General features: G+C 62.3%; 24 protein-coding genes. 19 read left to right on the top strand and 5 right to left on the bottom strand.

Annotation, left to right across the window (positions count from 1 at the left end; genetic code table 11):
• The first annotated feature begins 178 nt into the window (after window positions 1–178).
• The 4 genes from EN990_RS12850 to EN990_RS12835 all read left to right on the top strand — a co-directional run bounded on the left by EN990_RS12850 (window position 179) and on the right by EN990_RS12835 (window position 2,897).
• On the top strand, window positions 179–631 hold the full coding sequence (locus tag EN990_RS12850; protein WP_127368186.1) for a hypothetical protein: 453 nt from the start codon (window positions 179–181) through the stop codon (window positions 629–631).
• Window positions 632–766: 135 nt separating this feature from the next.
• The gene (locus EN990_RS12845; RefSeq protein WP_127368187.1) at window positions 767–1,348 is read left to right on the top strand and encodes a TetR/AcrR family transcriptional regulator; all 582 of its coding nucleotides are present in this window, start codon (window positions 767–769) and stop codon (window positions 1,346–1,348) included.
• The gene (locus EN990_RS12840; protein ID WP_024504298.1) at window positions 1,345–2,181 is read left to right on the top strand and encodes a DMT family transporter; all 837 of its coding nucleotides are present in this window, start codon (window positions 1,345–1,347) and stop codon (window positions 2,179–2,181) included. The genes EN990_RS12845 and EN990_RS12840 overlap by 4 nt, the downstream gene beginning before the upstream one ends.
• A 101-nt stretch (window positions 2,182–2,282) precedes the next feature.
• On the top strand, window positions 2,283–2,897 hold the full coding sequence (locus EN990_RS12835; protein WP_064993149.1) for a LysE family translocator: 615 nt from the start codon (window positions 2,283–2,285) through the stop codon (window positions 2,895–2,897).
• Window positions 2,898–2,918: 21 nt separating this feature from the next.
• Here EN990_RS12835 and EN990_RS12830 read toward each other — a convergent pair whose 3' ends face one another.
• The gene (locus EN990_RS12830; RefSeq protein WP_013532486.1) at window positions 2,919–3,230 is read right to left on the bottom strand and encodes a transcriptional regulator; all 312 of its coding nucleotides are present in this window, start codon (window positions 3,228–3,230) and stop codon (window positions 2,919–2,921) included.
• Between the two features lie 574 nt (window positions 3,231–3,804).
• Between EN990_RS12830 and EN990_RS12820 the strand changes: the two genes are divergently transcribed.
• Both EN990_RS12820 and EN990_RS12815 read left to right on the top strand, forming a co-directional pair.
• Window positions 3,805–4,272, top strand: coding sequence for a hypothetical protein (locus EN990_RS12820; protein ID WP_063167706.1), 468 nt, complete (start codon window positions 3,805–3,807; stop codon window positions 4,270–4,272).
• A gap of 405 nt (window positions 4,273–4,677) precedes the next feature.
• On the top strand, window positions 4,678–5,274 hold the full coding sequence (locus EN990_RS12815) for a glutathione S-transferase family protein (protein ID WP_013532484.1): 597 nt from the start codon (window positions 4,678–4,680) through the stop codon (window positions 5,272–5,274).
• A 95-nt stretch (window positions 5,275–5,369) separates the two neighbouring features.
• On the opposite strand, the gene EN990_RS12810 is transcribed toward EN990_RS12815, so the two are convergent.
• A complete protein-coding gene (locus EN990_RS12810) occupies window positions 5,370–6,032 on the bottom strand; it encodes an outer membrane protein (protein WP_013532483.1) in 663 nt (220 codons plus the stop codon).
• Between the two features lie 413 nt (window positions 6,033–6,445).
• Between EN990_RS12810 and EN990_RS12805 the strand changes: the two genes are divergently transcribed.
• From EN990_RS12805 to EN990_RS12780, 6 genes are all read left to right on the top strand, one after another.
• Entirely contained in the window at window positions 6,446–7,210 is a 765-nt protein-coding gene (locus tag EN990_RS12805) for an SDR family oxidoreductase (RefSeq protein WP_127370141.1), read from the top strand.
• Window positions 7,207–9,270 (top strand): excinuclease ABC subunit UvrC, encoded by a 2,064-nt coding sequence (gene uvrC, locus EN990_RS12800; RefSeq protein WP_127384680.1) that lies wholly within the window; start codon window positions 7,207–7,209, stop codon window positions 9,268–9,270. Before EN990_RS12805 ends, uvrC begins: the two co-directional genes overlap by 4 nt.
• A 97-nt stretch (window positions 9,271–9,367) precedes the next feature.
• Window positions 9,368–9,964, top strand: a complete 597-nt coding sequence (pgsA, locus tag EN990_RS12795; RefSeq protein WP_013532480.1) for a CDP-diacylglycerol--glycerol-3-phosphate 3-phosphatidyltransferase — start codon at window positions 9,368–9,370, stop codon at window positions 9,962–9,964.
• 1 nt (window position 9,965) lies between these two features.
• Window positions 9,966–10,223, top strand: a complete 258-nt coding sequence (moaD, locus tag EN990_RS12790) for a molybdopterin converting factor subunit 1 (RefSeq protein ID WP_013532479.1) — start codon at window positions 9,966–9,968, stop codon at window positions 10,221–10,223.
• Window position 10,224: 1 nt separating this feature from the next.
• Window positions 10,225–10,701, top strand: coding sequence for a molybdenum cofactor biosynthesis protein MoaE (locus tag EN990_RS12785; protein WP_063171808.1), 477 nt, complete (start codon window positions 10,225–10,227; stop codon window positions 10,699–10,701).
• 125 nt (window positions 10,702–10,826) lie between these two features.
• Complete coding sequence (locus tag EN990_RS12780; protein ID WP_013532477.1) at window positions 10,827–11,591, top strand: YbaY family lipoprotein; 765 nt, start codon at window positions 10,827–10,829, stop codon at window positions 11,589–11,591.
• A gap of 68 nt (window positions 11,592–11,659) precedes the next feature.
• Here the strand turns inward: EN990_RS12780 and ndk are convergent, their stop codons facing one another.
• Window positions 11,660–12,082 carry a nucleoside-diphosphate kinase gene (gene ndk / locus EN990_RS12775; RefSeq protein ID WP_013532476.1) on the bottom strand — a complete coding sequence of 141 codons (423 nt, stop codon included), beginning with the start codon at window positions 12,080–12,082 and terminating at the stop codon, window positions 11,660–11,662.
• Window positions 12,083–12,241: 159 nt separating this feature from the next.
• Here ndk and EN990_RS12770 point away from each other — a divergent pair, with 159 nt between their 5' ends.
• The gene (locus EN990_RS12770; protein WP_013532475.1) at window positions 12,242–12,499 is read left to right on the top strand and encodes a DUF2934 domain-containing protein; all 258 of its coding nucleotides are present in this window, start codon (window positions 12,242–12,244) and stop codon (window positions 12,497–12,499) included.
• Between the two features lie 17 nt (window positions 12,500–12,516).
• Here the strand turns inward: EN990_RS12770 and EN990_RS12765 are convergent, their stop codons facing one another.
• The gene (locus EN990_RS12765) at window positions 12,517–13,209 is read right to left on the bottom strand and encodes a glutathione S-transferase family protein (RefSeq protein WP_127367016.1); all 693 of its coding nucleotides are present in this window, start codon (window positions 13,207–13,209) and stop codon (window positions 12,517–12,519) included.
• A gap of 59 nt (window positions 13,210–13,268) precedes the next feature.
• Between EN990_RS12765 and EN990_RS12760 the strand changes: the two genes are divergently transcribed.
• Window positions 13,269–13,781: a DinB family protein gene (locus tag EN990_RS12760; RefSeq protein ID WP_127370369.1), complete on the top strand. Its 513-nt coding sequence runs from the start codon at window positions 13,269–13,271 to the stop codon at window positions 13,779–13,781.
• A gap of 96 nt (window positions 13,782–13,877) precedes the next feature.
• Here the strand turns inward: EN990_RS12760 and EN990_RS12755 are convergent, their stop codons facing one another.
• Window positions 13,878–14,837: a LysR substrate-binding domain-containing protein gene (locus EN990_RS12755; protein ID WP_024504291.1), complete on the bottom strand. Its 960-nt coding sequence runs from the start codon at window positions 14,835–14,837 to the stop codon at window positions 13,878–13,880.
• 110 nt (window positions 14,838–14,947) lie between these two features.
• On the opposite strand from EN990_RS12755, the gene EN990_RS35480 reads away from it, so the two are divergent.
• From EN990_RS35480 to EN990_RS12725, 5 genes are all read left to right on the top strand, one after another.
• Window positions 14,948–15,781, top strand: a complete 834-nt coding sequence (locus EN990_RS35480; RefSeq protein WP_024504290.1) for a hypothetical protein — start codon at window positions 14,948–14,950, stop codon at window positions 15,779–15,781.
• A gap of 45 nt (window positions 15,782–15,826) precedes the next feature.
• The gene (locus EN990_RS12740; RefSeq protein WP_127366039.1) at window positions 15,827–16,774 is read left to right on the top strand and encodes a DMT family transporter; all 948 of its coding nucleotides are present in this window, start codon (window positions 15,827–15,829) and stop codon (window positions 16,772–16,774) included.
• Entirely contained in the window at window positions 16,767–16,970 is a 204-nt protein-coding gene (locus tag EN990_RS12735; protein WP_024504288.1) for a hypothetical protein, read from the top strand. Before EN990_RS12740 ends, EN990_RS12735 begins: the two co-directional genes overlap by 8 nt.
• A gap of 162 nt (window positions 16,971–17,132) precedes the next feature.
• Window positions 17,133–17,582: a MucR family transcriptional regulator gene (locus EN990_RS12730; protein ID WP_013532467.1), complete on the top strand. Its 450-nt coding sequence runs from the start codon at window positions 17,133–17,135 to the stop codon at window positions 17,580–17,582.
• Between the two features lie 124 nt (window positions 17,583–17,706).
• Window positions 17,707–19,584, top strand: a complete 1,878-nt coding sequence (locus tag EN990_RS12725; protein ID WP_027162727.1) for an ABC-F family ATP-binding cassette domain-containing protein — start codon at window positions 17,707–17,709, stop codon at window positions 19,582–19,584.
• The last annotated feature ends 21 nt before the right edge of the window (window positions 19,585–19,605 follow it).

Genomic DNA, 19,605 nt, shown 5'->3' with positions numbered 1-19,605 from the left:
ACCCGGGACCCGCGCTCTTTTGGATCCGGGCATGAACGTGCCAGAGCCATTCCGGTGCCGTGTAAATTCGGCTTTGGTCGAAAAGCAGTTTCAAACTGGGAAACCATTGTCAACGCAACCGCTTGACCGCCGCCGAGCGAATCCGCACAGTGCGCACAATCGACCTTGAGAGGCTGCCATGACTCGCTTCGCCAAATCCGCTCTTGCCGCCCTGATTTCGCTCTGCACCCCGCTTGCCGCGCCTCTCGGTATCACCCAGACCGTGCAGGCCGCCGATCTTACGGTCTATTCCGATGAAGACAGCGGGGTCTGCGGTCAGCCTTGGGTACTGAACAAGATCACCAGCCGCTTTTCCTATCAGGTGCATCACGTGCCGCATCTGCCGGATGTAGAGATCACTGATTTCCGGCGCATTCACCAGCATCGCTATCTGGCGGCCGACGATACCTGGCCGATCGGTCGCCGTTATTGCGGGGCCACCGTCAGCCTGTCCGACGGCCGCGATCGCACCATCTGGTACCTGATCGAGGAAGGCCAGGGCTTTGCCTCGATCGGCGACAATGTCGAATTCTGCGTCTCGGGCTTCGACCGCTGGATGGTCTACAACGGCCGCTGCCGCATTCTGCGCTAAACCCGGTTTCCCCTTCCAATCTCTTTCGCGCCTGTGGCTTGATCGGCTGCAGGCGTTTTTCGTGCTGCGTTGACAGCTGGCGCGATCCGTCGCATAGATATGAGGCAGACCTGTCTCACCACCTTGGTATGCGCCATGACACCATCGCCCGTTTCCGATAAGCGCCAGCACGTCCTTGAAACGGCCTACGTGCTGTTCAAGCGCGCCGGTTTTCATGCGACGGGTATCGACCGGATCATCGCCGAAGCCGATGTGGCCAAGATGACGATGTATCGCCACTTCCCCAGCAAGGACGAATTGATCGTCGAGGTGCTCGACTATCGCGCTATGCGTTTCGACCGCCAGCTCGACCGGCTCGCCCAGGAGGGCATTCCGCCGGAACAGAAAATCGGAAGGATCTTTGACTGGCATGCACGCTGGTTCCGCAGCGCCGATTTCCATGGCTGTCTGTTCGCACATGCATTGGCCGAGTTCGGCGATCCCGGGCATCCGGTTTTCAAGGCCGTTGTCAGGCAGAAGAACGGCCTCAAGCGGCGCATGCGGTCTATCCTCGAAGAGATGATGCCGCGCGGCCGCGCCGAAAGCGTGGCGGCGACACTGCTTATGCTGATCGAAGGTGCGACCTTGCTGGCGCAGATGGGGCCGGCCGACGCCGCCATTCGCGACGCCCGCAAGGCGGCCATGGGCATCGTCGCTGCTTCGCGTAAGTCCCAATGAGCCCGCTGGTCATCGGGCTCGCATTGTTTGCGGCGATCCTGCACGCAACCTGGAACGCGTTCCTGCGCACGGGGGCCGACAGGTTGTGGACCGTCACCGTCATGAGCTTTTCCAGTACGGCGCTCGCCATCCCCTTAGCCTTCTTCCACGCCCTTCCGGCCGCGCCGGCCTGGTCCTACATTGTGCTCTCGGCCTGCCTGCAGGTTGGCTACAGTTTGTTTCTGGTGGCCGCCTACAGATATGGCGAGCTGGGACAGGTCTATCCGATCGTTCGCGGCAGCGTGCCGCTGCTCGTCACGCTCGGCGGGTTCTTCCTGGCCAACCAGCAGCTCACTCTGCCGCAGACCATCGGTGTCGCGCTGGTCGCGGGCGGCATCATGGGCCTTTCTCTCGGAAGGGGCAGGGCCGCCACGACATCGATACTCTATGCGCTGGCAACGGGAGCGATCATCGCCGCCTATGCGACGGTCGATGCGCTCGGCGTTCGGGCGGCGGGAAACGCCGGCGCCTATACCGCATGGGTGCTGCTGATCTACGGCGCGTTGCTGCCGGCGGCCTTCGTCGCCTGCCGTGGCCGGCTCACAGTCGACCTGGGTGCGCCGGAAACCTGGAAGGCGCTGGGCGGCGGCCTGTTTGCACTTCTGGCCTACGGTGTCGTGGTCGCGGCCTTCGCGCTCGGACCGGCCGGTCCGATCACCGCGATCCGCGAAACCAGCGTCGTCTTCGCGGCCTTCATCGGACGTCTGTTCCTCGGCGAGGTGCTGACGCCGCGGCGGGTCGGCGCCTGCGCCATCGTCGCGCTCGGCGCCATCTGCCTCGGCTATCAGCCGTGACGGAAATGCGCATCGCGCAGTTTCTCGATTTTCCTGATGGCGCCGACAGGTAAACCGGCTAGTCTGGACTCCCGAGAGCGGCATTACCCTCGGGAGTTTTCATGGATCTCGCGACCTCGCTTGCCTTTGCGGCCGCCTTCTTCGTGTTCGCTGCCAGCCCGGGTCCGGACAACATGACGATCATCGCGCGCACAATCTCCAATGGCGCCGCGTCGGGCATCGCCTACGGTGCCGGCACCGTGGTCGGCATCCTCATCTTCCTGATCCTCGCCGCCTTCGGCCTGTCGATCGTCGCCGCCAAGATGGCGATCGTCATGACGGTGCTTCGCTATGGTGGAGCGGCCTATCTGGTCTGGACGGGCATCAGGCTGTGGATGGCGGCGCCCGTCATTCCCGAACTGCAGCCCATCTCAGGACGGCGAGGGCTGTTGATGATTTTTGCCACCGGCATCGCGCTCAATCTTGGCAATCCGAAAATGCCGTTGTTCTACATTGCGCTGTTGCCTAGCGTCGTCGGCGCATCGCTCGACGCAGGTCATCTCGGTGTGCTGATGATGGTGATCGTGGCCGTCGAGGTCGTGGTGATCGGCGGTCATGTCGTCCTCGCCGGTCGCGCCCGCAGCCTGTTGCGCACACCAAGGATCGTACGCCGGGTGAACCGCGCGGCGGGCGGTGTGATGATCGGCGCCGGCGTTGCCGTTGTTGCCGCGCGCTGAGCGGATTGCCCAGTCATCACGCTATTTCCTGCGCGCCGCCGCCTCGGCCTGATCGAGGATCTTGCGCAGGAATGCGGCATGGCCGCGGAACGCGCGCCGTCCGCTCGTCGTCGCCCTGACGCGCGTCTGCGGCCGGCGGCCGACGAACAGCTTTTCGATGTCGACATAACCAGCCCTGGCCAGCGTATCGAGATGCGCACCGAGATTGCCGTCGGTGACGTCCACGATGGCTTTCAGCCCGGTGAAATCCAGCGTTTGCCGCCTTTCCAGCATGCTCAGCGCCGCCATGATCCTGAGCCGAGTGCTCTGGTGGATGATTTCGTCGGCACTCATCGATTGGCTCCGGCGCAGCCAAGCCGGAGGCCGCCGACAACCATGCTGCCGCCGTGGCGGACCGTCTTGGCAATCTCGAACGGCGACAGCGCCGCTTGCTCCTGTGCGATCGACATTGAAATGCTCCAGCATGCTGTACAGAATACTCTGCCATGTAGAGTTATCTGTCAATTCACGAGCAGGCCGATCTGCGTTCGTGCTTGACAAGACGATGCACCGATCGGCTGTCGCATTGCAGTATAGATCGTCCGCCTGCACGAGATGATCGCACCGATGAGGCAGCGGTCATGATATCGGCGACCGACGATCGACACGCAAAGCTGCTCGCTGATCTTCGGAGCTTCACGAGAGGAGCGCTTCCGCGGACTGTGGAGAATGTCGGCGACACATTCTAGCCAATGGTCGAAGATCAGAAGTGAATTTCTGCGACGATCAGCACGACCATGTGCCGATCGTAACCGAAATTTAAGCTGCGAAAATCAGTCTATTGCTTCGCTGGCTAGCAAGCCGCGAGTCAGATATGCATGAGCGCGCCGGGTCATTACGGCCGTCGGCACAAAGGAAGGGGCATCGCATGGCTAAGCAGTCATCCAAAGCGCCGGCGTCCAAGGCACCGGCAAAGAAAGCACCCGCAAAAGCAGCGACGGCAAAGGTCGCAGCTGCAGTGAAGAAAGCAGCACCTGCTGCCAAGCCGAAGGCCGCGGCGGCCAAGGCAAAAGCAGCACCGGCCAAGAAGCCGGCAGCGAAAGCTGCGGCGAAACCGGCAGTGAAGAAGGCGGCACCCGCCAAGGCAGCGGCAAAGCCGGCTGCCAAGGCGGCACCGGCCAAGAAGCCTGCAGCGAAAGCTGCGGCGAAACCCGCAGCGAAGAAGGCAGCAGCACCTGCCAAGAAACCGGCTGCCAAGGCTGCACCAGCCAAGAAGCCGGCTGCCAAGGCTGCTCCGGCAAAGAAGGCTGCGGCAGCGAAATCTTCAGCGCCGGTGAAGAAAGCGGCACCTGCGGCCAAGCCGAAGGCAGCGCCCGCGAAGGCCGGCAAGAAGTAGTCGCGCTTCCCTCGCCGGGGGCGGTGCCGAAACAGTCAAGGGCGGGTGCCTCACAGGGCGCCCCGCTCGTTGTTTAGGCAGTCGGAAGGCGAGAACAGAGGCGGACGGAGGATATCTTTTCGCAGCTCCCAGGACTTCGCCATAGGGCGGAGTCCGGTGGGGCTTTTTTCGTGTCATTCATGCGGGTGATGAAACATCGGCGCGAGGCTCGTCGGTCTTGCCAGTCGGCTGGCGGCTTCGCGCGATCCCGGCAACCATGGTGATGAAGCACCGTCTTCATGGAGCGCTCGCTAAACGGCCCTGGCCGCTGCGTCGCTCGCTGGCGGCTGGGTTTTCCGCTTCTGGCCATTGCCCGATCGCGCCCGATCGGTCAACACTGCCGGCCTGCAAAACAGGAAACGGATCATGCCCAGACTGCTCTATGCGTCGTCTTCTCCCTACAGTTCCAAGGTACGAATGGCGGCAGCCTATGCCGGCATCGCTGTCGATCTGGTGCCGATCAAGACCGAGGAGAAGCCGGCCGACTTGATGATCGCCAACCCGCTCGGCAAGATTCCGGTTCTGGTGCTCGACGACGGTCGCTCCATCCATGACAGTCGCGCCATCACCCAGCATCTCAACCGTTTGTCGAAGAGCGCGCTTTTTCCACGCAATCCCGACAAGCGGCTCGAGGCAGAAGTGCTGGAGGCATTGGCCGACGGCATTTGCGACTGTGCGCTGTCGATGGTCTATGAACGGCGCACGCGGCCTGAGGAGATGGTCTATCAGCCCTGGCTCGATCGCCAGTGGGCGAAGATCACGGCGGCACTCGACCTGCTCAACGCCAACCCGCCGAAGCTGCCGAAAAAGATCACCGCCGGCCAGATGGCGCTGCGCGCCTGCCTTGGCTATCTCGCGCTGCGCTTTGCCGGGAAATGGGAGAAGGGTCGCGCCCGGCTGACGCGGTGGGCGGCACGCTTCGACGAGAAGTTTCCAGAACTGAAGCCCTGCATTCCCGGTTGACCGCCCATTACCCGAATAGATTTACCCGGAAATCACGCGAGCATAAAAAAAGCCGGGCGCGAGGCCCGGCTTTTTCGTGTCGTGGCTTGAACGACTTAGAACTTCATACCGACGCCGAAGGTGACGCGGTTGTCGGTGGCCTTGACCTTGCCGATGCCATCGAAGCTCTTGCTGCCGAAGTCGGTGTAACGATACTCGACGCGACCGAAGACATTGTCGGTCAGCTTGATGTCGGTGCCGAGACCAGCGGTCCAGCCGAGCAACGTGGCGCGGTCCGAACCGTATACGTCGTCTTCGACCTTCAGGCTTCTTCCGGCGAGACCGCCGGTGCCATAGAGCAGGATTTCGGGGGTCACGGCATAGCCGAGACGGGCTCGCAACGAACCCTCGAAGCCGGCCTTGGAATTGACGCCAGAATCGTCGCCCTTGACGCCGTTGTAGCCGAGTTCGGCTTCAGCGCCGTAGACGAAGTTCTCTTGCTGCCACTGATAGCCGCCGAAAACGCTGCCGACGAAGCCCTTGGTGCCGACGTCAACATTGTCAACACCCAGATCCTTTTCCTTGGTATGGCCGCTGAAGCCATAGCCGACGTTGAGACCGGCGTAGGGGCCGGCCCACGAAGCGACGGGAAGTTCAGCGATCGGCGCAGGTGCCGGCGGCTCTTCCGAAACCACGTCAGCAGCATAGGCAGTTCCGCTGAGGGCGAAGAGCCCGAGCGCAACGGCCAGCGGCCGTGCGAATTTGAGATTGGCTTGCATTGTTCTTTACTCCTTAAGCCACAGGACACAGGCTTGTTTCTCACGATCGCCATCGACCCGTCCGGGGGGTGAAACGGATCTGGCGTTCGTCGGTTCCAAATGTCGTGTCAAAATGCGGCTGAAGCGAACCTGAACTTGGGTCATTCCCCGGCGCAAATGAGGCAGAACCTTGACGTTGCATCTTCGCAACAGCGAAATGGCAGGAACCATCCGGTGCTGCGCTGCACACCGCTTGGTGCAAGGACTCCAGCACCCTATATTGCGGTCGGGCACGCCTGAGTCCAGGGCGGGCCAAGATGCCCAAACGGCCGTTTCGCCACAATGCTGCCCAAGGTGCGAACACCATTTAACGCATGCCGGGCCATATTTCGCCGGCACTGCTTTTTCGGGCCGAAATTGAGGATTGACACCATATGAGCAAAGCCACTGTCACGGCGCTGGTGACGGGCGGGGCCAGGCGGATCGGCAGGGCGATCGTCGAGGATCTCGCCGCGCACGGTTTTGCCGTCGCCATCCATTGCAACCGCTCGCGCACCGAGGCCGATGCGTTGGCTGCCGAAATCATCGCCGGAGATGGCCGCGCCGCGGTGGTCGCCGCCGACCTGACCGATATGGACGCCATCGATGACCTTATCGGCGAGGCGCAAGCAGCGCTCGGGCCGCTCTCGCTGCTGGTCAACAACGCGTCGCTCTTCGAGGACGATTCGGTTCTGGATTTCGACTGGCGGGCCTGGGACCGGCACTTTGCCGTCCATGTGAAAGCGCCCGCGCTCCTGGCGCAGAATTTCGCCCGGGCACTACCGGCAGGGCAGGAGGGCCTGATCGTCAACATGATAGACCAGCGCGTCTGGCGGCCGACGCCGCGCTACTTTTCCTATGCACTGTCCAAATCGACGCTGTGGACAGCCACCCAGATGATGGCGCAAGCGCTCGGTCCCCGCGTCCGCGTCAATGCCATCGGCCCGGGGCCGACATTGAAGAACGCGCGTCAGGACGACAGCGATTTTGCAGCCCAAGTCGATGGCTTGATCCTCAAGCGCGGCCCGGAATTGCCGGAATTCGGCGCCACAATCCGCTATCTCTGGGAAGCGCGCTCGGTCACCGGCCAGATGATCGCGCTCGATGGCGGCCAGCATCTTGCGTGGCAGACGCCCGATGTGACAGGCATGACGGAATGAGTCCTATAGACCACAAAAGCAAGCCGCGCGGCGGCACCGACGATCTGCCTCCCGATATCGACCTCGAGGACGAGGCGGTCGAGGAGATGGTTGAAACCGTCGGTCCCGATGTCGCCTTCACCGCCATCGACTGGACGCCGCATGCCGGCGACGCGGAAGGCATGATCGGTGCCGAGGTGATCCAGACGCTGGTCAAGCGGCTGCCCAACGCGCCCGGCGTCTACCGCATGATGAACGCTGCCGGCGATGTGCTCTATGTCGGCAAGGCGCGCAGCCTGAAGAAGCGCGTCACCAACTACGCGCAAGGCCGCTTCCACACCACCCGCATCGGCCGCATGGTGCGCGAGACGTCGACGATGGAGTTCGTCGTCACCCGCACCGAGATCGAAGCGCTGCTGCTCGAAGCCAATCTTATCAAGCGCTTGCGGCCGCGATTCAACGTCCTGATGCGCGACGACAAGTCGTTTCCCTATATCCTCTTGACCGGCGACCATGTCTCGCCCGGCATCTATAAGCATCGCGGCGCGCGTTCGCGCAAAGGCGATTATTTCGGCCCCTTTGCTTCGGCCGGTGCCGTTGGCCGCACCATCAACTCGCTGCAGCGCGCCTTTCTGCTGCGCAGTTGCACCAACTCGTTCTACGAGAACCGCACGCGGCCATGCCTGCTTTATCAGATCAAGCGCTGCGCCGGTCCCTGCACCGGCGAGGTCTCGCACCAGGACTATGCCGAGCTGGTCAATGAGGCGAAGGACTTCTTGTCCGGCCGCAGCCAGAAGGTGAAGACGGAAATCTCGGCCGCCATGCAGCAGGCGTCGGAAGCTCTCGATTTCGAGCGCGCCGCGATCTATCGCGACCGGTTAGCGGCCCTGTCGCATGTGCAGAGCCACCAGGGCATCAATCCGGCGACCGTCGACGAAGCCGATGTCTTCGCCATCCATCAGGAAGGCGGCCAGGTCTGCATCCAGGTGTTCTTCTTCCGCACCGGCCAGAACTGGGGCAACCGCGCCTATTTCCCCAAGGCCGATCCGGCGTTGGAAGCAGCCGAGGTGCTGGGCTCGTTCCTGGCGCAGTTCTATGACGACAAGCCGACGCCGCGGAACATTCTTCTGTCGCATGGCGTCGAGGATCAGGAATTGCTGGCCGAGGCGCTCTCCACCCGCGCCGGCCGCAAGGTCGCGATCTCCGTGCCGCAGCGCGGCGAGAAGAAGGACCTGACCGACAACGCTTTGCAGAATGCCCGCGAAGCGCTCGGACGCCGGCTGGCTGAAACCTCCACCCAGGGACGCCTGCTTGCCGGTTTCGCCGAGACATTCGGCCTGCCGAAGCCGCCAGTGCGCATCGAGGTCTACGACAATTCGCACATCATGGGCACCAATGCCGTCGGCGCCATGGTCGTTGCCGGACCGGAGGGGTTCGTGAAGAACCAGTACCGGAAATTCAACATCCGCTCGACCGAGATCACGCCTGGCGACGATTTCGGCATGATGCGCGAGGTGATGGAACGGCGGTTTTCGCGGTTGCTCAAGGAGCATGGCGATGTCCCGGCTGGGGATGCAGCCGGCGGTTCGGCAGACGATATGGAGGACGATATCTCCGGCAGCTTCCCGGCCTGGCCCGATGTCATCCTGATCGACGGTGGCCAGGGCCAGATGACCGCGGTGCGCAAGATCCTCGCCGATCTCGGCATCGAGGATCGCGTGGTTGCCATCGGCATCGCCAAGGGCCAGGACCGCGATGCCGGCCGCGAGCGGTTCTTCGTCAAAGGCAGGGACTCGTTTTCGCTACCGGTCCGCGACCCCGTGCTCTATTTCGTCCAGCGGCTGCGCGATGAGGTTCACCGTTTCGCGATCGGCTCGCATCGGGCTCGCCGCAAGAAGGAAATGGTCAAGAGCCCACTGGATGAGATCAGCGGCATCGGTCCCGGCCGCAAGCGGGCATTGCTGCTGGCATTCGGCACCGCCAAGGCGGTCAGCCGCGCGGCCATCGAGGATCTGCGGAAAGTCGACGGGATTTCCGAGCAGGTGGCGAAACTGGTCTACAATCACTTCCACGAGAGTTGAAAAATCTGGCACTTTCATCTGGCCTGTCGAATCTGGCCTGTTGACCCCCCACATTCGCTTCTGATTTGAGTAGGCAGGCAGAAAGAGTTTCCCGGATATGGCCAAGCGCGCGTTCAACCTGCCCAACATGCTCACCTACGCCCGCATCGTCGCGGTGCCGATGGTGGTGCTGTGCTTTTTTCTCGAAGGACATCTGAAGTCGAGCGACTTTGCCCGCTGGTCGGCGCTGATCATCTTCCTGCTCGCCTCGATCACCGATTATCTGGATGGCTATCTGGCGCGCGCCTGGCAACAAACCTCCAACATCGGCAAGATGCTCGACCCGATCGCTGACAAGCTGCTGGTCGCCACCTGCCTGCTGCTGCTGGCTGCGGACACCGATCGCCATGCGGGCATTGCCGGCTGGTCGTTGTGGGCGGCGATCATCATCCTGTGCCGCGAAATCCTCGTCTCGGGCCTGCGCGAATATCTGGCGGCGCTGAAAGTCTCGGTGCCGGTGACGCAGCTGGCAAAATGGAAGACCGCCATCCAGATGGTCGCCATAGCGTTCCTCTTGGCCGGACCAGCCGGCGACAAGATCTTTCCGCTGACCACCCAGACCGGGCTGGTGCTGCTGTGGATCGCGGCGTTGGTCACGCTCTACACCGGCTACGACTATTTCCGCGCCGGCCTCAAGCACATCATGGACGAGTGAGATGACGACCCGGCTCATCTATTTTGCCTGGGTGCGCGAGCGCATCGGCATGCCCGAGGAAGACGTCGACTTGCCGGCTGGCATCGAGACGGTCGCCGATCTCCTGCGCTGGCTGAAATCGCGCGGCGAGGGCTACGAGCACGCGCTGCAATATCCCGACGTGATCCGCGTCGCCATCAACCAGGAGCATGTCGAGCACCGCGAGAAGATCGCGGGCGCCCGCGAAATCGCGCTGTTCCCGCCGATGACCGGGGGCTGACATGACCGGCGCGGTCTTACCTGTCGTGCGCATTCAGCGCCAAGATTTTGACGTCGCGGCCGAGATCGCCAGACTGACGCTAGGCCGCGCCGATATCGGCGCCGTGGTGAGCTTCTCAGGCCTTTGCCGCGACGAGCAGGGCGCGCTCTCAGCGCTCGAGCTCGAACACTATCCCGGTATGGCCGAAGCAGAAATCGCCCGCATCGCTGCTGAAGCGGTCGAGCGTTGGCCGTTGCAGGGGCTCACCGCCATCCACCGCCACGGGAAGATCGCGCCCGGCGAGAACATCGTGCTGGTGGTGGCAGCCTCCGCGCACCGCCATGCGGCGTTCGAGGCGGCGAATTTTCTCATGGACTATCTCAAATCGCGCGCGCCCTTCTGGAAGAAGGAGCATCGGGCTGACGGTTCGGAGGGTGGCTGGGTCGAGGCCAAGGAAGCCGATGCAACGGCCGCGCAACGCTGGAAAGCGTCCGAATAAGATCGCCGCAGCCATGCATTGACCGCAATCCTTTGGCCAATTGGCGGAATTGGTCAGCCTGGGCATTGGCAGCCCGGGGCATTGGCAGCCCAGGGCATTGGCAGCCCGGGGTGAGGGAGATAGTCATGCTGGACAGGATCGCGGAGTTCTTCATCTTCGGTTTCGTGCCTCTGGTCGTCGGCATATTGGCCGTTCCTGAGCAGTCTGTTGCCGCCGAAAAGGCAGTGAGAGGCGAAGTGATCTATCGCGAGCGCATTGCCTTGCCGCCCAGTGCCGTGCTCTCCGTGCAACTTGCCGATGTGTCGCTGGCCGATGCGCCGGCCACCATTATCGGCGAGCAGAAAGTAAAGCCGACCGGCCAGGTGCCGATCAGCTTCGAGATCAAATTCGACCCTTCCGTCATCCGGTCGCAGATGACTTACGCGTTGCAAGCCCGCATCACCGTCGACGACAAGCTCCTGTTCATCTCCGATATGCGCCATCAGGTCGATCCGCTGACCGACGTGCCGCAGACCATCATGCTGAAGATGGTCGCCCCGAACGCCGAGCCGACGGTTTCGGTCTTCGACCAGCTCTGGCTGGTCGACTATGTCGACGGCATCGGCGTCATCGCTGCCCCGCAAGCGACATTCAGGGTCAGCGAGGCCGGCAAGGCGGGCGGCAGCGGCCCCTGCAACACCTATTTCGCCACCGCCAAGGTCAATGGGCAAACGATCGTGATCGGAGACATCGGTTCGACCTACAAGGCCTGTGCGCCAGAGGTGATGGCCGAGGAAAAGGCGCTGTTCGATGCGCTGGCCAAGGCGGCGTCATACCGTGTCGAGGCCGGCAAGCTCATCATATCAGGCAAGGATGGCCGCGAGATCCTGCGCTTTAGCGCGGCGAGCTGACCCCCAACGAAAAAGGCCGGCGAAACGCCGGCCTTCTTTTTACGGAATCCAAGGTCTGGATCGTCGGCTCAGCCGACGATCTCGGTGTCCGAGAACCAGTACTTGATCTCTTCTGCCGCGGTCTCCGGTGCGTCGGAGCCGTGCACGGAGTTTTCGCCGATCGACAGCGCATGAACCTTGCGGATGGTGCCTTCGGCGGCGTTGGCCGGGTTCGTGGCGCCCATCACTTCGCGGTTCCTGGCAATGGCGTTCTCGCCTTCCAGCACCTGGACGACGGTCGGTGCCGACGACATGAATTCAACCAATTCGCCGAAGAAAGGACGGTCCTTGTGGACGGCATAGAAGCCTTCCGCTTCGCGGCGGCTCATCCAGACCCGGCGCGAGGCGATGACGCGCAGGCCTGCCTCTTCCAGCATCCTGGTGATGGCGCCGGTGAGATTGCGCCGGGTTGCGTCCGGCTTGATCATGGAAAATGTGCGTTCGAGCGCCATGGGTCGTCCTTGTCTGAGAATGGAATTGAGAGTGGCGGGCTCTATACAAGCCGCCCGGCCCATTGCCAAGGGCCCCCGATCAGACGGCTGCACAGCAACGCTTTGCTTGCTATAGTCGCGTGCCGGCGCCGCGCTGAGGTCGGGCCGTATGGAGACAACATGACCATGACAGACGATCGTCAGGAACGCATTCGCAACCGTGCGCACCAGATCTGGCTGCAAGAGGGCCAGCCGGCTGGACATCATGAGCGCCATTGGCATCAGGCGGCGGCGGATGTCGACCAGGAGGACGCCACGGACAAGTCGGCAGCCAAAAAGCCAACCAAGAAGGCAGCTGGCGCCGCCAAGCCAAAAGCCGCCCCCAAGGAGGCAAAGGCTGCCACGAAGGCCGGCAAGCCAAAGAAGGCGGCCAAGTAAGTTACTGCTTTACGGCGTCAAGCCGCGGCGGCGACCTTTCGTCCCAGCCCGCCATGCAGGTCGAGGCAGCGGGCGAACCACTGCGCCACCACGTCGCCGTCGTCGAGCAATTGGTAGGGCGAGGCTATGCGCGCCCATTGCAAGGCGCCGAAGACGATATAGTCGCCAAACAGCGGCGCCGCGCCGCCGATGAACGGCTGATAGAAAAGCATCGAGCGCAATGGCTCCAGCGAGGCTCTGAAAGTGCCGAGCCCGGCCTCCCTGGCGGCCTTCACCTCCTCCAGCCTCTTGCCAAGACGCTGCTCCCGGCTCTGGCGGAAATAGACGGCGTTTTCCGCGTCCTGCATGGCATGAAGGTCCATGATGGCCGCGGTGGTCACGTAGGGATGAATGGTCACTTGCGACCAGCGTTCGATGAAGCGCGCCATCGCCTCGCCGCCTTCACCGCCAAACAGCGTCGGCCGGTCCGGATAGGCTTCATCGAGATAGAGCGCGATGGCGAAGGAATCCGCGAGGACTGTCTCGCCGTCGCGGATCACCGGAACGGTTTTCGAAACGCCGCCCTCGACAGCGGGCACCTCGAGAAAGCGCGTCGGTACGGTTGATATGTCGAGCCCCTTGTGGGCAAGCGCCATCGCCACCTTCCAGCAATGCGGGCTGAACGGACGTGTGCTGTCGCGTCCGACGAGATCATAAAGCAGAATGGTCATTGGCGGCGGCTCCCGTGCGGGTTAGGTAGGCCCCGCATCGACGCGAGCCGAGGGAAGCCATGAGACAGCATTTCATGATGTTTGCGGCCTATAATCAATGGGCCAACGGTCGCATCTTTGATGCCGCCGCCGAACTCGATGATGAGGAATTCAACCGCGATGTCGGCGCCTTCTTCGGCTCGATGATGGGCACGCTCAACCACCTTTTGACTGCCGACCGCATCTGGATGAAGCGCTTCACCGGGGAGGGCGACGCGCCGACGACACTGGACGCTATCCTGCATCGGGGGTTGACCGGCCTGCGGGCGGCGCGTGAAGCCGAGGACAGGCGGATCATCGATTGGGTCGGCGGCCTCAATGACAAGGCGTTGACGGGCCGGTTCACCTACATGACCGTCTCGGACATGCGCACCGTCTCGCAAAGGCTGGCGCCGGCGCTGGACCATGTCTTCAACCACCAGACCCACCATCGCGGCCAGGCGCATACGATCCTGACCAGCCTGGGACGGCCAAGCCTGGGGTTGGACCTGATGCTTTTCCAGCGGACCGAGGAGGGCAGGGCTTTCGCCTGATCGGTGGCGTTGGCGTAGCCAGTCCGAAGGTTGTGCCGACCATCGCTGCATTTTGTGCTGCAGCATCATCTTTGCATCAGTAGGCACCGGATGGATTCAGGCAGCCGTCGAAGCCTCGCCCCTGATTTCGTTGTCCAACTGGGACTGGGTCAGGGCCGCTTCCGCCATGACCCACTGCTTGAACAACTGGACCTTGCGTGCGGCAAGGCCTTTCAGCGGAGAGACAAAATACCAGCCAGCCGTGTTCGGATGATGGACGGCGAAGGGAGCCACCAGCCTTTCGGCGCGAATGTCGCTGGCCATATAGGCACGGTTGGCCACCGCAAAGCCCATCCCGGAATTGGCTGCCTCGTAGGACATCATGCACGAGTCGAAATAGATGCTCTTGGTCTCGCTGAGCACGAAGCTGGCGCCGGCGAAACCAAGCCAGGACTGCCAATTCTGGGTGCAGGTGTCGGAATGCAGCAGGGTGAAGTGCTTGAGGTCGTCCGGTGTCACCTTCGACAGCCGCTTGTCGCCGAGGACTTCGTGGAACAGCTTGCGGCTGCACACCGGTGTCAGGTCTTCGCGAAACAGCAGATCGGACTGCAGCCCGTGAAAGTGACCGTCGCCATAACGGATTTCGAGATCGAATTCCGAGGCCGTGAGCTCATGCGTCGCGTAGGAGGTTGAGACCCGCATCACGATATCGGGATATTGCTGCTGGAACAGCGGCAGGCGCGGAAACAGCCAGCGTGCCGCGAAGGTCGGCAGCACCGATATTTTTAGCACATGCTCCTGCGATTGCCCGGTCGCTTCCATGCTGGCGGCGACGATTCGCTCCAGCGCCTCACGAACGCGCGAGACATAGGTCTCGCCCTCCGGCGTCAACGACACCGCATTGCCGCCGCGCTGGAAAATCTTGAAACGAAGCTGATCCTCCAGGCTTTTCACGCGCTGGCTGACCGCTGAAGCGGTAATAAACTGTTCTTCACCGGCGCGCGTGAAATTACCGTGCCTTGCAGCACTTTCCACGATTTTCAGCGAATTGAGGTTGACCTGACTGAGCAGACGCACGGTTTCGACCTTAAGCTTGGCTTACACTAGCACCAGCATTCCTAATTTTACAGGGGTGGGTGAATTAATCGACTGTTTACCAAGTGTTGCCCCCATCCTGGAGAAGTACAATGAACGCCCATACCATTCCCGAACTGCGTTATGCGATGAGCCGCGAAGCCATTATCGGCCATGAAACCGCCTGGAAAGTGTCGAGTTTCGGTGTCGCGCAATATCTGCACGGCTATGACCCGGCACTGCTTGCCGCGATCGAGGAGGCTGCCCTGAAGCTCAAGGCCAGCCATGCCGTGCACAAGCACCTCGATCTGACCTTCATCACCGGGGCCGACCGTTTCATCCCCGAGATCAGGGAATTGCTGCATGACAAGCTGCGCCTGGAGCGGCTGTCCGACATGATGGGCACCAAGCTGGAGCCCTATCCGCTGTCGATCGTCGGCTCGACGGTCACCTTCATGAATCCCAGGGACGGCGCCGTGGAGTGGCATTGCGATGGCGTTCCGGTCACCGAGCTCATTCCGCTGTCGATCAGCAATCCGCTGGTCGGCGGCCACCTCGAAATCTATTGCGACGACTCCGAAACCGGCCGCGCCATTCTCGAATCCGGCCGCGAGATCCCGCGCAACAGTGTCATGCGCATCGATCACAAGATGAACTACGCGACGCTCGGCCAGTTCCTGGGCGTCCTGCATCGCACCGCGCCGATCCGGTTCGGCGAGCGCGTCACGCTGGTGCTCAACCAGCGCTCGGTGGCCAAACCCTATGTCGACGACAACAGAATGTTCTATCTCGCCGCCGACAATGACCACGACCGTGAGTGGGTCAGCGAACTGGCCGAAGATGTCTGGACCAACCAGCTCCCGGCCTACCGTCGGTTCGAGGCGGAGCATCCCGTGCCCGCCGCCGTCGATGCTCCGGTTCCGGGCGGAGCCAGGGAATCATGGTAGTGAACCATGATCCCGAAAAGTCGGAACCGGTTTTCGGACAGGATCATGGTCGAACAGCAAAATAGAATCCCATGCCGATTGTTTCGGCAGGGATCCGGCTCGATATCCGCGTTGGTCTTCGCTGCCGGTGCGGTGGCGTTGTGGTCCACCAATGCCCTGATCGGCAAATCCCTGCTGGCCGGCCACCCGGTGTCGCAGGTCCAGTTCCTGCAATTTGCAGGCGCTGCACTCGTCTTCGCCGCCATCCGATTGATGAGCCGGGCCATCCGATTGATGAGCCGGGAAAGAGTAGCACCGGTCACGGCCGGGGCGGCGTTCATCTCTCTCGCGGTCGGCTTCATCGGTCTGGTCGGCACCATGGTGCTGCAATACATCGCCTTCGCTTCGATGCCGGTGATCGAGGCCAATCTGGTCGCCTACACCTGGCCGTTGATGGTCGCGGCGGCAGTCATTGCCTTGGAAAATCCGCGGCGTCCGGCACTGTTGGGTCTCGCCGCGGTGGTAGGCTTCATCGGCGTCGCGCTGGTGATTTCGGGAGGGCGCAACCAATCCTGGTTCGACGGCGATCTGGTCGGATATCTCGCCGCATTCGGGTCGGCGCTGTGCATGGCCTTCTATTCGATCATGGTGGGACGGGTCGCCACCCCAGCCGATCGCCTGTTGCTGCCCTCATCGTTGATCGGCGTCGCTTTGACGTTTCTGTGGTGCGCTCGCGACGGTTTCACCTGGCCCATCGGCGCGGACCTGGCTCTCGGCCTTTATCTCGGCGCCGGTCCGATGGGCTTGGGCTACTATTTCTGGTCGCGCGCCTTGAAGCTTGAAGGCAGCGGCAGGGTCGCGGTGGTCGCCTATCTCACGCCGATCGCCTCGACCCTGCTTTTGACCTTGTCCGGCGAACGGCTGACGGTGACGGCCATTATCGGAGCCATCCTCGTCATCGGCAGTTGTGTCGCGGTCGGTGTGGAACGTTCGGAGGCCGAAAACCATGTTTGACGAGAATGAGCGTCTGGCCATTCAGGAAGCGCATTGGCTGATCGACGAATTCGGCGCCGAGGCGCCGCTTTACGCCGCGATGAGGGCCGAAAAGGCGATAGAACAAAAGGATTTCGCGCGCTGCGCCCGCTGGAAGCGTATTCTGGAGATATTGGACGAAAGTCCTGCCGCTAAGTCTGCTGGTTCCAAGTATTAGATTTTCTAATTTGCACGGCGTCGATTTCGCATGAATGCTATTTTGGCCGATTCTTCATTCTTTTATGAGGCTTGGCGGTCCGTTGGGGGACGCGGTTAAAGAGATACATCGACACAAGTCTTCGCTGGGGTGGAGGATTTTGTCGCAAATAAGGTGAAAGAATTGTCAAATATCGATGATAAGACCGTTATCGAGCTGACGGCCGATATTGTCTCGGCCTATGTAGGCAACAATCCCCTTCCGGCTTCCGGCCTGCCTGAGTTGATTGCCAGCGTCAGTGCTTCGGTTCGCAAGCTCGCTGGTGCAGTTGTCGCGGAAACTCCAAACCTGGTTCCGGCAGTCAATCCGAAGAAGTCGGTGTTTCCCGACTACATCATCTGCCTTGAGGACGGAAAGAAGTTCAAGTCGCTCAAGCGGCATCTGCGGACCGACTACGGCCTGAGCCCGGACGACTATCGGGCCAAATGGGGCTTGCCGCCGGACTATCCGATGGTTGCGCCGAACTACTCGGCGACGCGATCGGCGCTGGCAAAGTCGACGGGACTGGGCCGCAAGCCGGCAGCAGCGCCGGCCGCTGTCGCCAAGGCAACGAAGCGCAAGGCGACTGCCTGAGAGCAGGCAAGCCACTGTTCGGCTGCTTTGACGGCGCCCTCGCGGGCGTCGTTTCGAGGCCTTGTGCGGCCAACTGGCCCGCAAGGCCTTGCGAAGCGTTGATGTCCGGTGCAAAAGCGCGGCCATGCTGATCATCAACGACCTATCGCTCCGCATGGCCGGACGCCTGCTTCTCGACCATGCCTCGCTGACCTTGCCGGCCGGCACCAAAGCCGGCCTTGTCGGCCGCAACGGTACCGGCAAGACGACGCTGTTCAAGGCCATTACCGGCGATTTCCCGTCCGAGACAGGCTCGATCAGCCTGCCGAAGAGCACCCGCATCGGCCAGGTGGCGCAGGAAGCGCCAGGCACCGAGGATGCGCTGATCGAGATCGTGCTCAAGGCCGATCTCGAACGCACGGCGTTGCTCGAAGAGGAAAAGACGGCGACCGATCCGCACCGCATCGCCGACATCCATATGCGGCTGGCCGATATTGACGCGCACTCAGCCGAATCCCGCGCCGCCACCATTCTCGCCGGCCTCGGCTTCGATGACGCTGCGCAACGGCGTCCGGCCTCCTCCTTTTCCGGCGGCTGGCGCATGCGCGTGGCGCTCGCCGCGGTGCTGTTTGCCGAGCCCGATCTGCTGCTGCTCGACGAGCCGACCAACTATCTCGATCTTGAAGGCACGCTGTGGTTGGAAAACTACGTGTCGAAATATCCGCACACCGTGCTTTTGATCTCGCACGACCGCGACCTGCTCAACCGCGCCGTCAACTCGATCGTTCACCTCGACCAGAAGAAGCTGACCTTCTGGCGCGGCGGCTACGACCAGTTCGAGCGTCAATACACCGAGCAGAAGGAATTGCAGGAGAAGGGCCGCGTCAAGCAGGAAGCCGCGCGCAAGCACATGGAATCCTTCGTCGAACGGTTCCGCGCCAAGGCCTCCAAGGCGAGACAGGCACAGTCGCGCATCAAGGCACTGGAAAAAATGAAGCCGATCGCGGCCCTTGTGAACGATTCGGTGCGGCCGTTCTCCTTCCCCGAGCCGGTGAAGACGGTGGCCTCGCCGATCGTGGCGCTGAACAACGTCAATGTCGGCTACACCGAGGGGCAGCCGATCCTTAAGAAGATGACGCTGCGCATCGACGCCGACGACCGCATCGCGCTGCTCGGCGCCAACGGCAACGGCAAGTCGACCTTCGCCAAATTGCTGTCCGGCCGGTTGAAGCAGGAGAGCGGCACCATGACGGTGGCGCCCGGGCTGAAGGTGGCGATCTTCGCTCAGCATCAGCTCGACGATCTGCGGCCGGACGAAAACGCCTACGAGCATGTCCGCCGGTTGATGCCGGAGGCGCCGGAATCGAAGGTACGCGGCCGCGTCGCCCAGTTCGGCCTCACCACCGAGAAGATGAACACCGCCGCCAAGGATCTGTCGGGCGGCGAGAAGGCACGACTGTTGATGGGCCTGTCGGCCTTCGAGGGGCCGAACCTGTTCATCCTCGACGAACCGACCAACCATCTCGACATCGACAGCCGCGAATCGCTGATCCATGCGTTGAACGAATTCCCTGGCGCCGTCATCCTGATCTCGCATGATCGCCATCTGCTCGAGGCAACCGCCGACCGGCTGTGGCTGGTCAAGGACGGCGCGGTCAACCCCTATGACGGCGATCTGGAAGACTACAAGACGCTGGTCACCGGCGTGTCCGGCGACCGCCGCGGCAAGCGCGAGGCCGACAAGGCATCAAAGGCCGACCGCCGTCGCGATGCGGCGGCACGCCGCGCCGCCTTCGAGCCGCTGGCCAAGGAAATCCGCGCCACCGAAGCGCTGATGGACCGCATCCGCAAGCGCATCGACGGCATCGAGGACGAACTGTCCAATCCGGCGGTGTACGAAAAGGATCCCTCGACGGCGACCCGGCTGGCCAAGGAGCGCTCGCAACTGGCCCAGACGCTGGCCGGCCACGAGGAAAAGTGGCTGTCCATGTCGGCAGAGTATGAGGAAGGCACGGCGGAGTGATTACGCAATCTCCCCACAAGT

Source organism: Mesorhizobium sp. M7A.F.Ca.US.005.03.1.1, from assembly GCF_003997975.1.
GTDB classification, from domain to species: domain Bacteria; phylum Pseudomonadota; class Alphaproteobacteria; order Rhizobiales; family Rhizobiaceae; genus Mesorhizobium; species Mesorhizobium ciceri.
Note: the sequence above shows the minus strand (reverse complement) of the source record. Positions and strands in the feature narration are given on the sequence as shown.

Excerpts from the sequence above, each read along its gene's own strand:
- EN990_RS12850 (WP_127368186.1), top strand. The coding sequence starts at position 179 with ATGACTCGCTTCGCCAAATCCGCTCTTGCCGCCCTGATTTCGCTCTGC.
- EN990_RS12845 (WP_127368187.1), top strand. The coding sequence starts at position 767 with ATGACACCATCGCCCGTTTCCGATAAGCGCCAGCACGTCCTTGAAACG.
- EN990_RS12840 (WP_024504298.1), top strand. The coding sequence starts at position 1,345 with ATGAGCCCGCTGGTCATCGGGCTCGCATTGTTTGCGGCGATCCTGCAC.
- EN990_RS12835 (WP_064993149.1), top strand. The coding sequence starts at position 2,283 with ATGGATCTCGCGACCTCGCTTGCCTTTGCGGCCGCCTTCTTCGTGTTC.
- EN990_RS12830 (WP_013532486.1), bottom strand. The coding sequence starts at position 3,230 with ATGAGTGCCGACGAAATCATCCACCAGAGCACTCGGCTCAGGATCATG.
- EN990_RS12820 (WP_063167706.1), top strand. The coding sequence starts at position 3,805 with ATGGCTAAGCAGTCATCCAAAGCGCCGGCGTCCAAGGCACCGGCAAAG.
- EN990_RS12815 (WP_013532484.1), top strand. The coding sequence starts at position 4,678 with ATGCCCAGACTGCTCTATGCGTCGTCTTCTCCCTACAGTTCCAAGGTA.
- EN990_RS12810 (WP_013532483.1), bottom strand. The coding sequence starts at position 6,032 with ATGCAAGCCAATCTCAAATTCGCACGGCCGCTGGCCGTTGCGCTCGGG.
- EN990_RS12805 (WP_127370141.1), top strand. The coding sequence starts at position 6,446 with ATGAGCAAAGCCACTGTCACGGCGCTGGTGACGGGCGGGGCCAGGCGG.
- uvrC (WP_127384680.1), top strand. The coding sequence starts at position 7,207 with ATGAGTCCTATAGACCACAAAAGCAAGCCGCGCGGCGGCACCGACGAT.
- pgsA (WP_013532480.1), top strand. The coding sequence starts at position 9,368 with ATGGCCAAGCGCGCGTTCAACCTGCCCAACATGCTCACCTACGCCCGC.
- moaD (WP_013532479.1), top strand. The coding sequence starts at position 9,966 with ATGACGACCCGGCTCATCTATTTTGCCTGGGTGCGCGAGCGCATCGGC.
- EN990_RS12785 (WP_063171808.1), top strand. The coding sequence starts at position 10,225 with ATGACCGGCGCGGTCTTACCTGTCGTGCGCATTCAGCGCCAAGATTTT.
- EN990_RS12780 (WP_013532477.1), top strand. The coding sequence starts at position 10,827 with ATGCTGGACAGGATCGCGGAGTTCTTCATCTTCGGTTTCGTGCCTCTG.
- ndk (WP_013532476.1), bottom strand. The coding sequence starts at position 12,082 with ATGGCGCTCGAACGCACATTTTCCATGATCAAGCCGGACGCAACCCGG.
- EN990_RS12770 (WP_013532475.1), top strand. The coding sequence starts at position 12,242 with ATGACCATGACAGACGATCGTCAGGAACGCATTCGCAACCGTGCGCAC.
- EN990_RS12765 (WP_127367016.1), bottom strand. The coding sequence starts at position 13,209 with ATGACCATTCTGCTTTATGATCTCGTCGGACGCGACAGCACACGTCCG.
- EN990_RS12760 (WP_127370369.1), top strand. The coding sequence starts at position 13,269 with ATGAGACAGCATTTCATGATGTTTGCGGCCTATAATCAATGGGCCAAC.
- EN990_RS35480 (WP_024504290.1), top strand. The coding sequence starts at position 14,948 with ATGAACGCCCATACCATTCCCGAACTGCGTTATGCGATGAGCCGCGAA.
- EN990_RS12740 (WP_127366039.1), top strand. The coding sequence starts at position 15,827 with ATGGTCGAACAGCAAAATAGAATCCCATGCCGATTGTTTCGGCAGGGA.
- EN990_RS12735 (WP_024504288.1), top strand. The coding sequence starts at position 16,767 with ATGTTTGACGAGAATGAGCGTCTGGCCATTCAGGAAGCGCATTGGCTG.
- EN990_RS12725 (WP_027162727.1), top strand. The coding sequence starts at position 17,707 with ATGCTGATCATCAACGACCTATCGCTCCGCATGGCCGGACGCCTGCTT.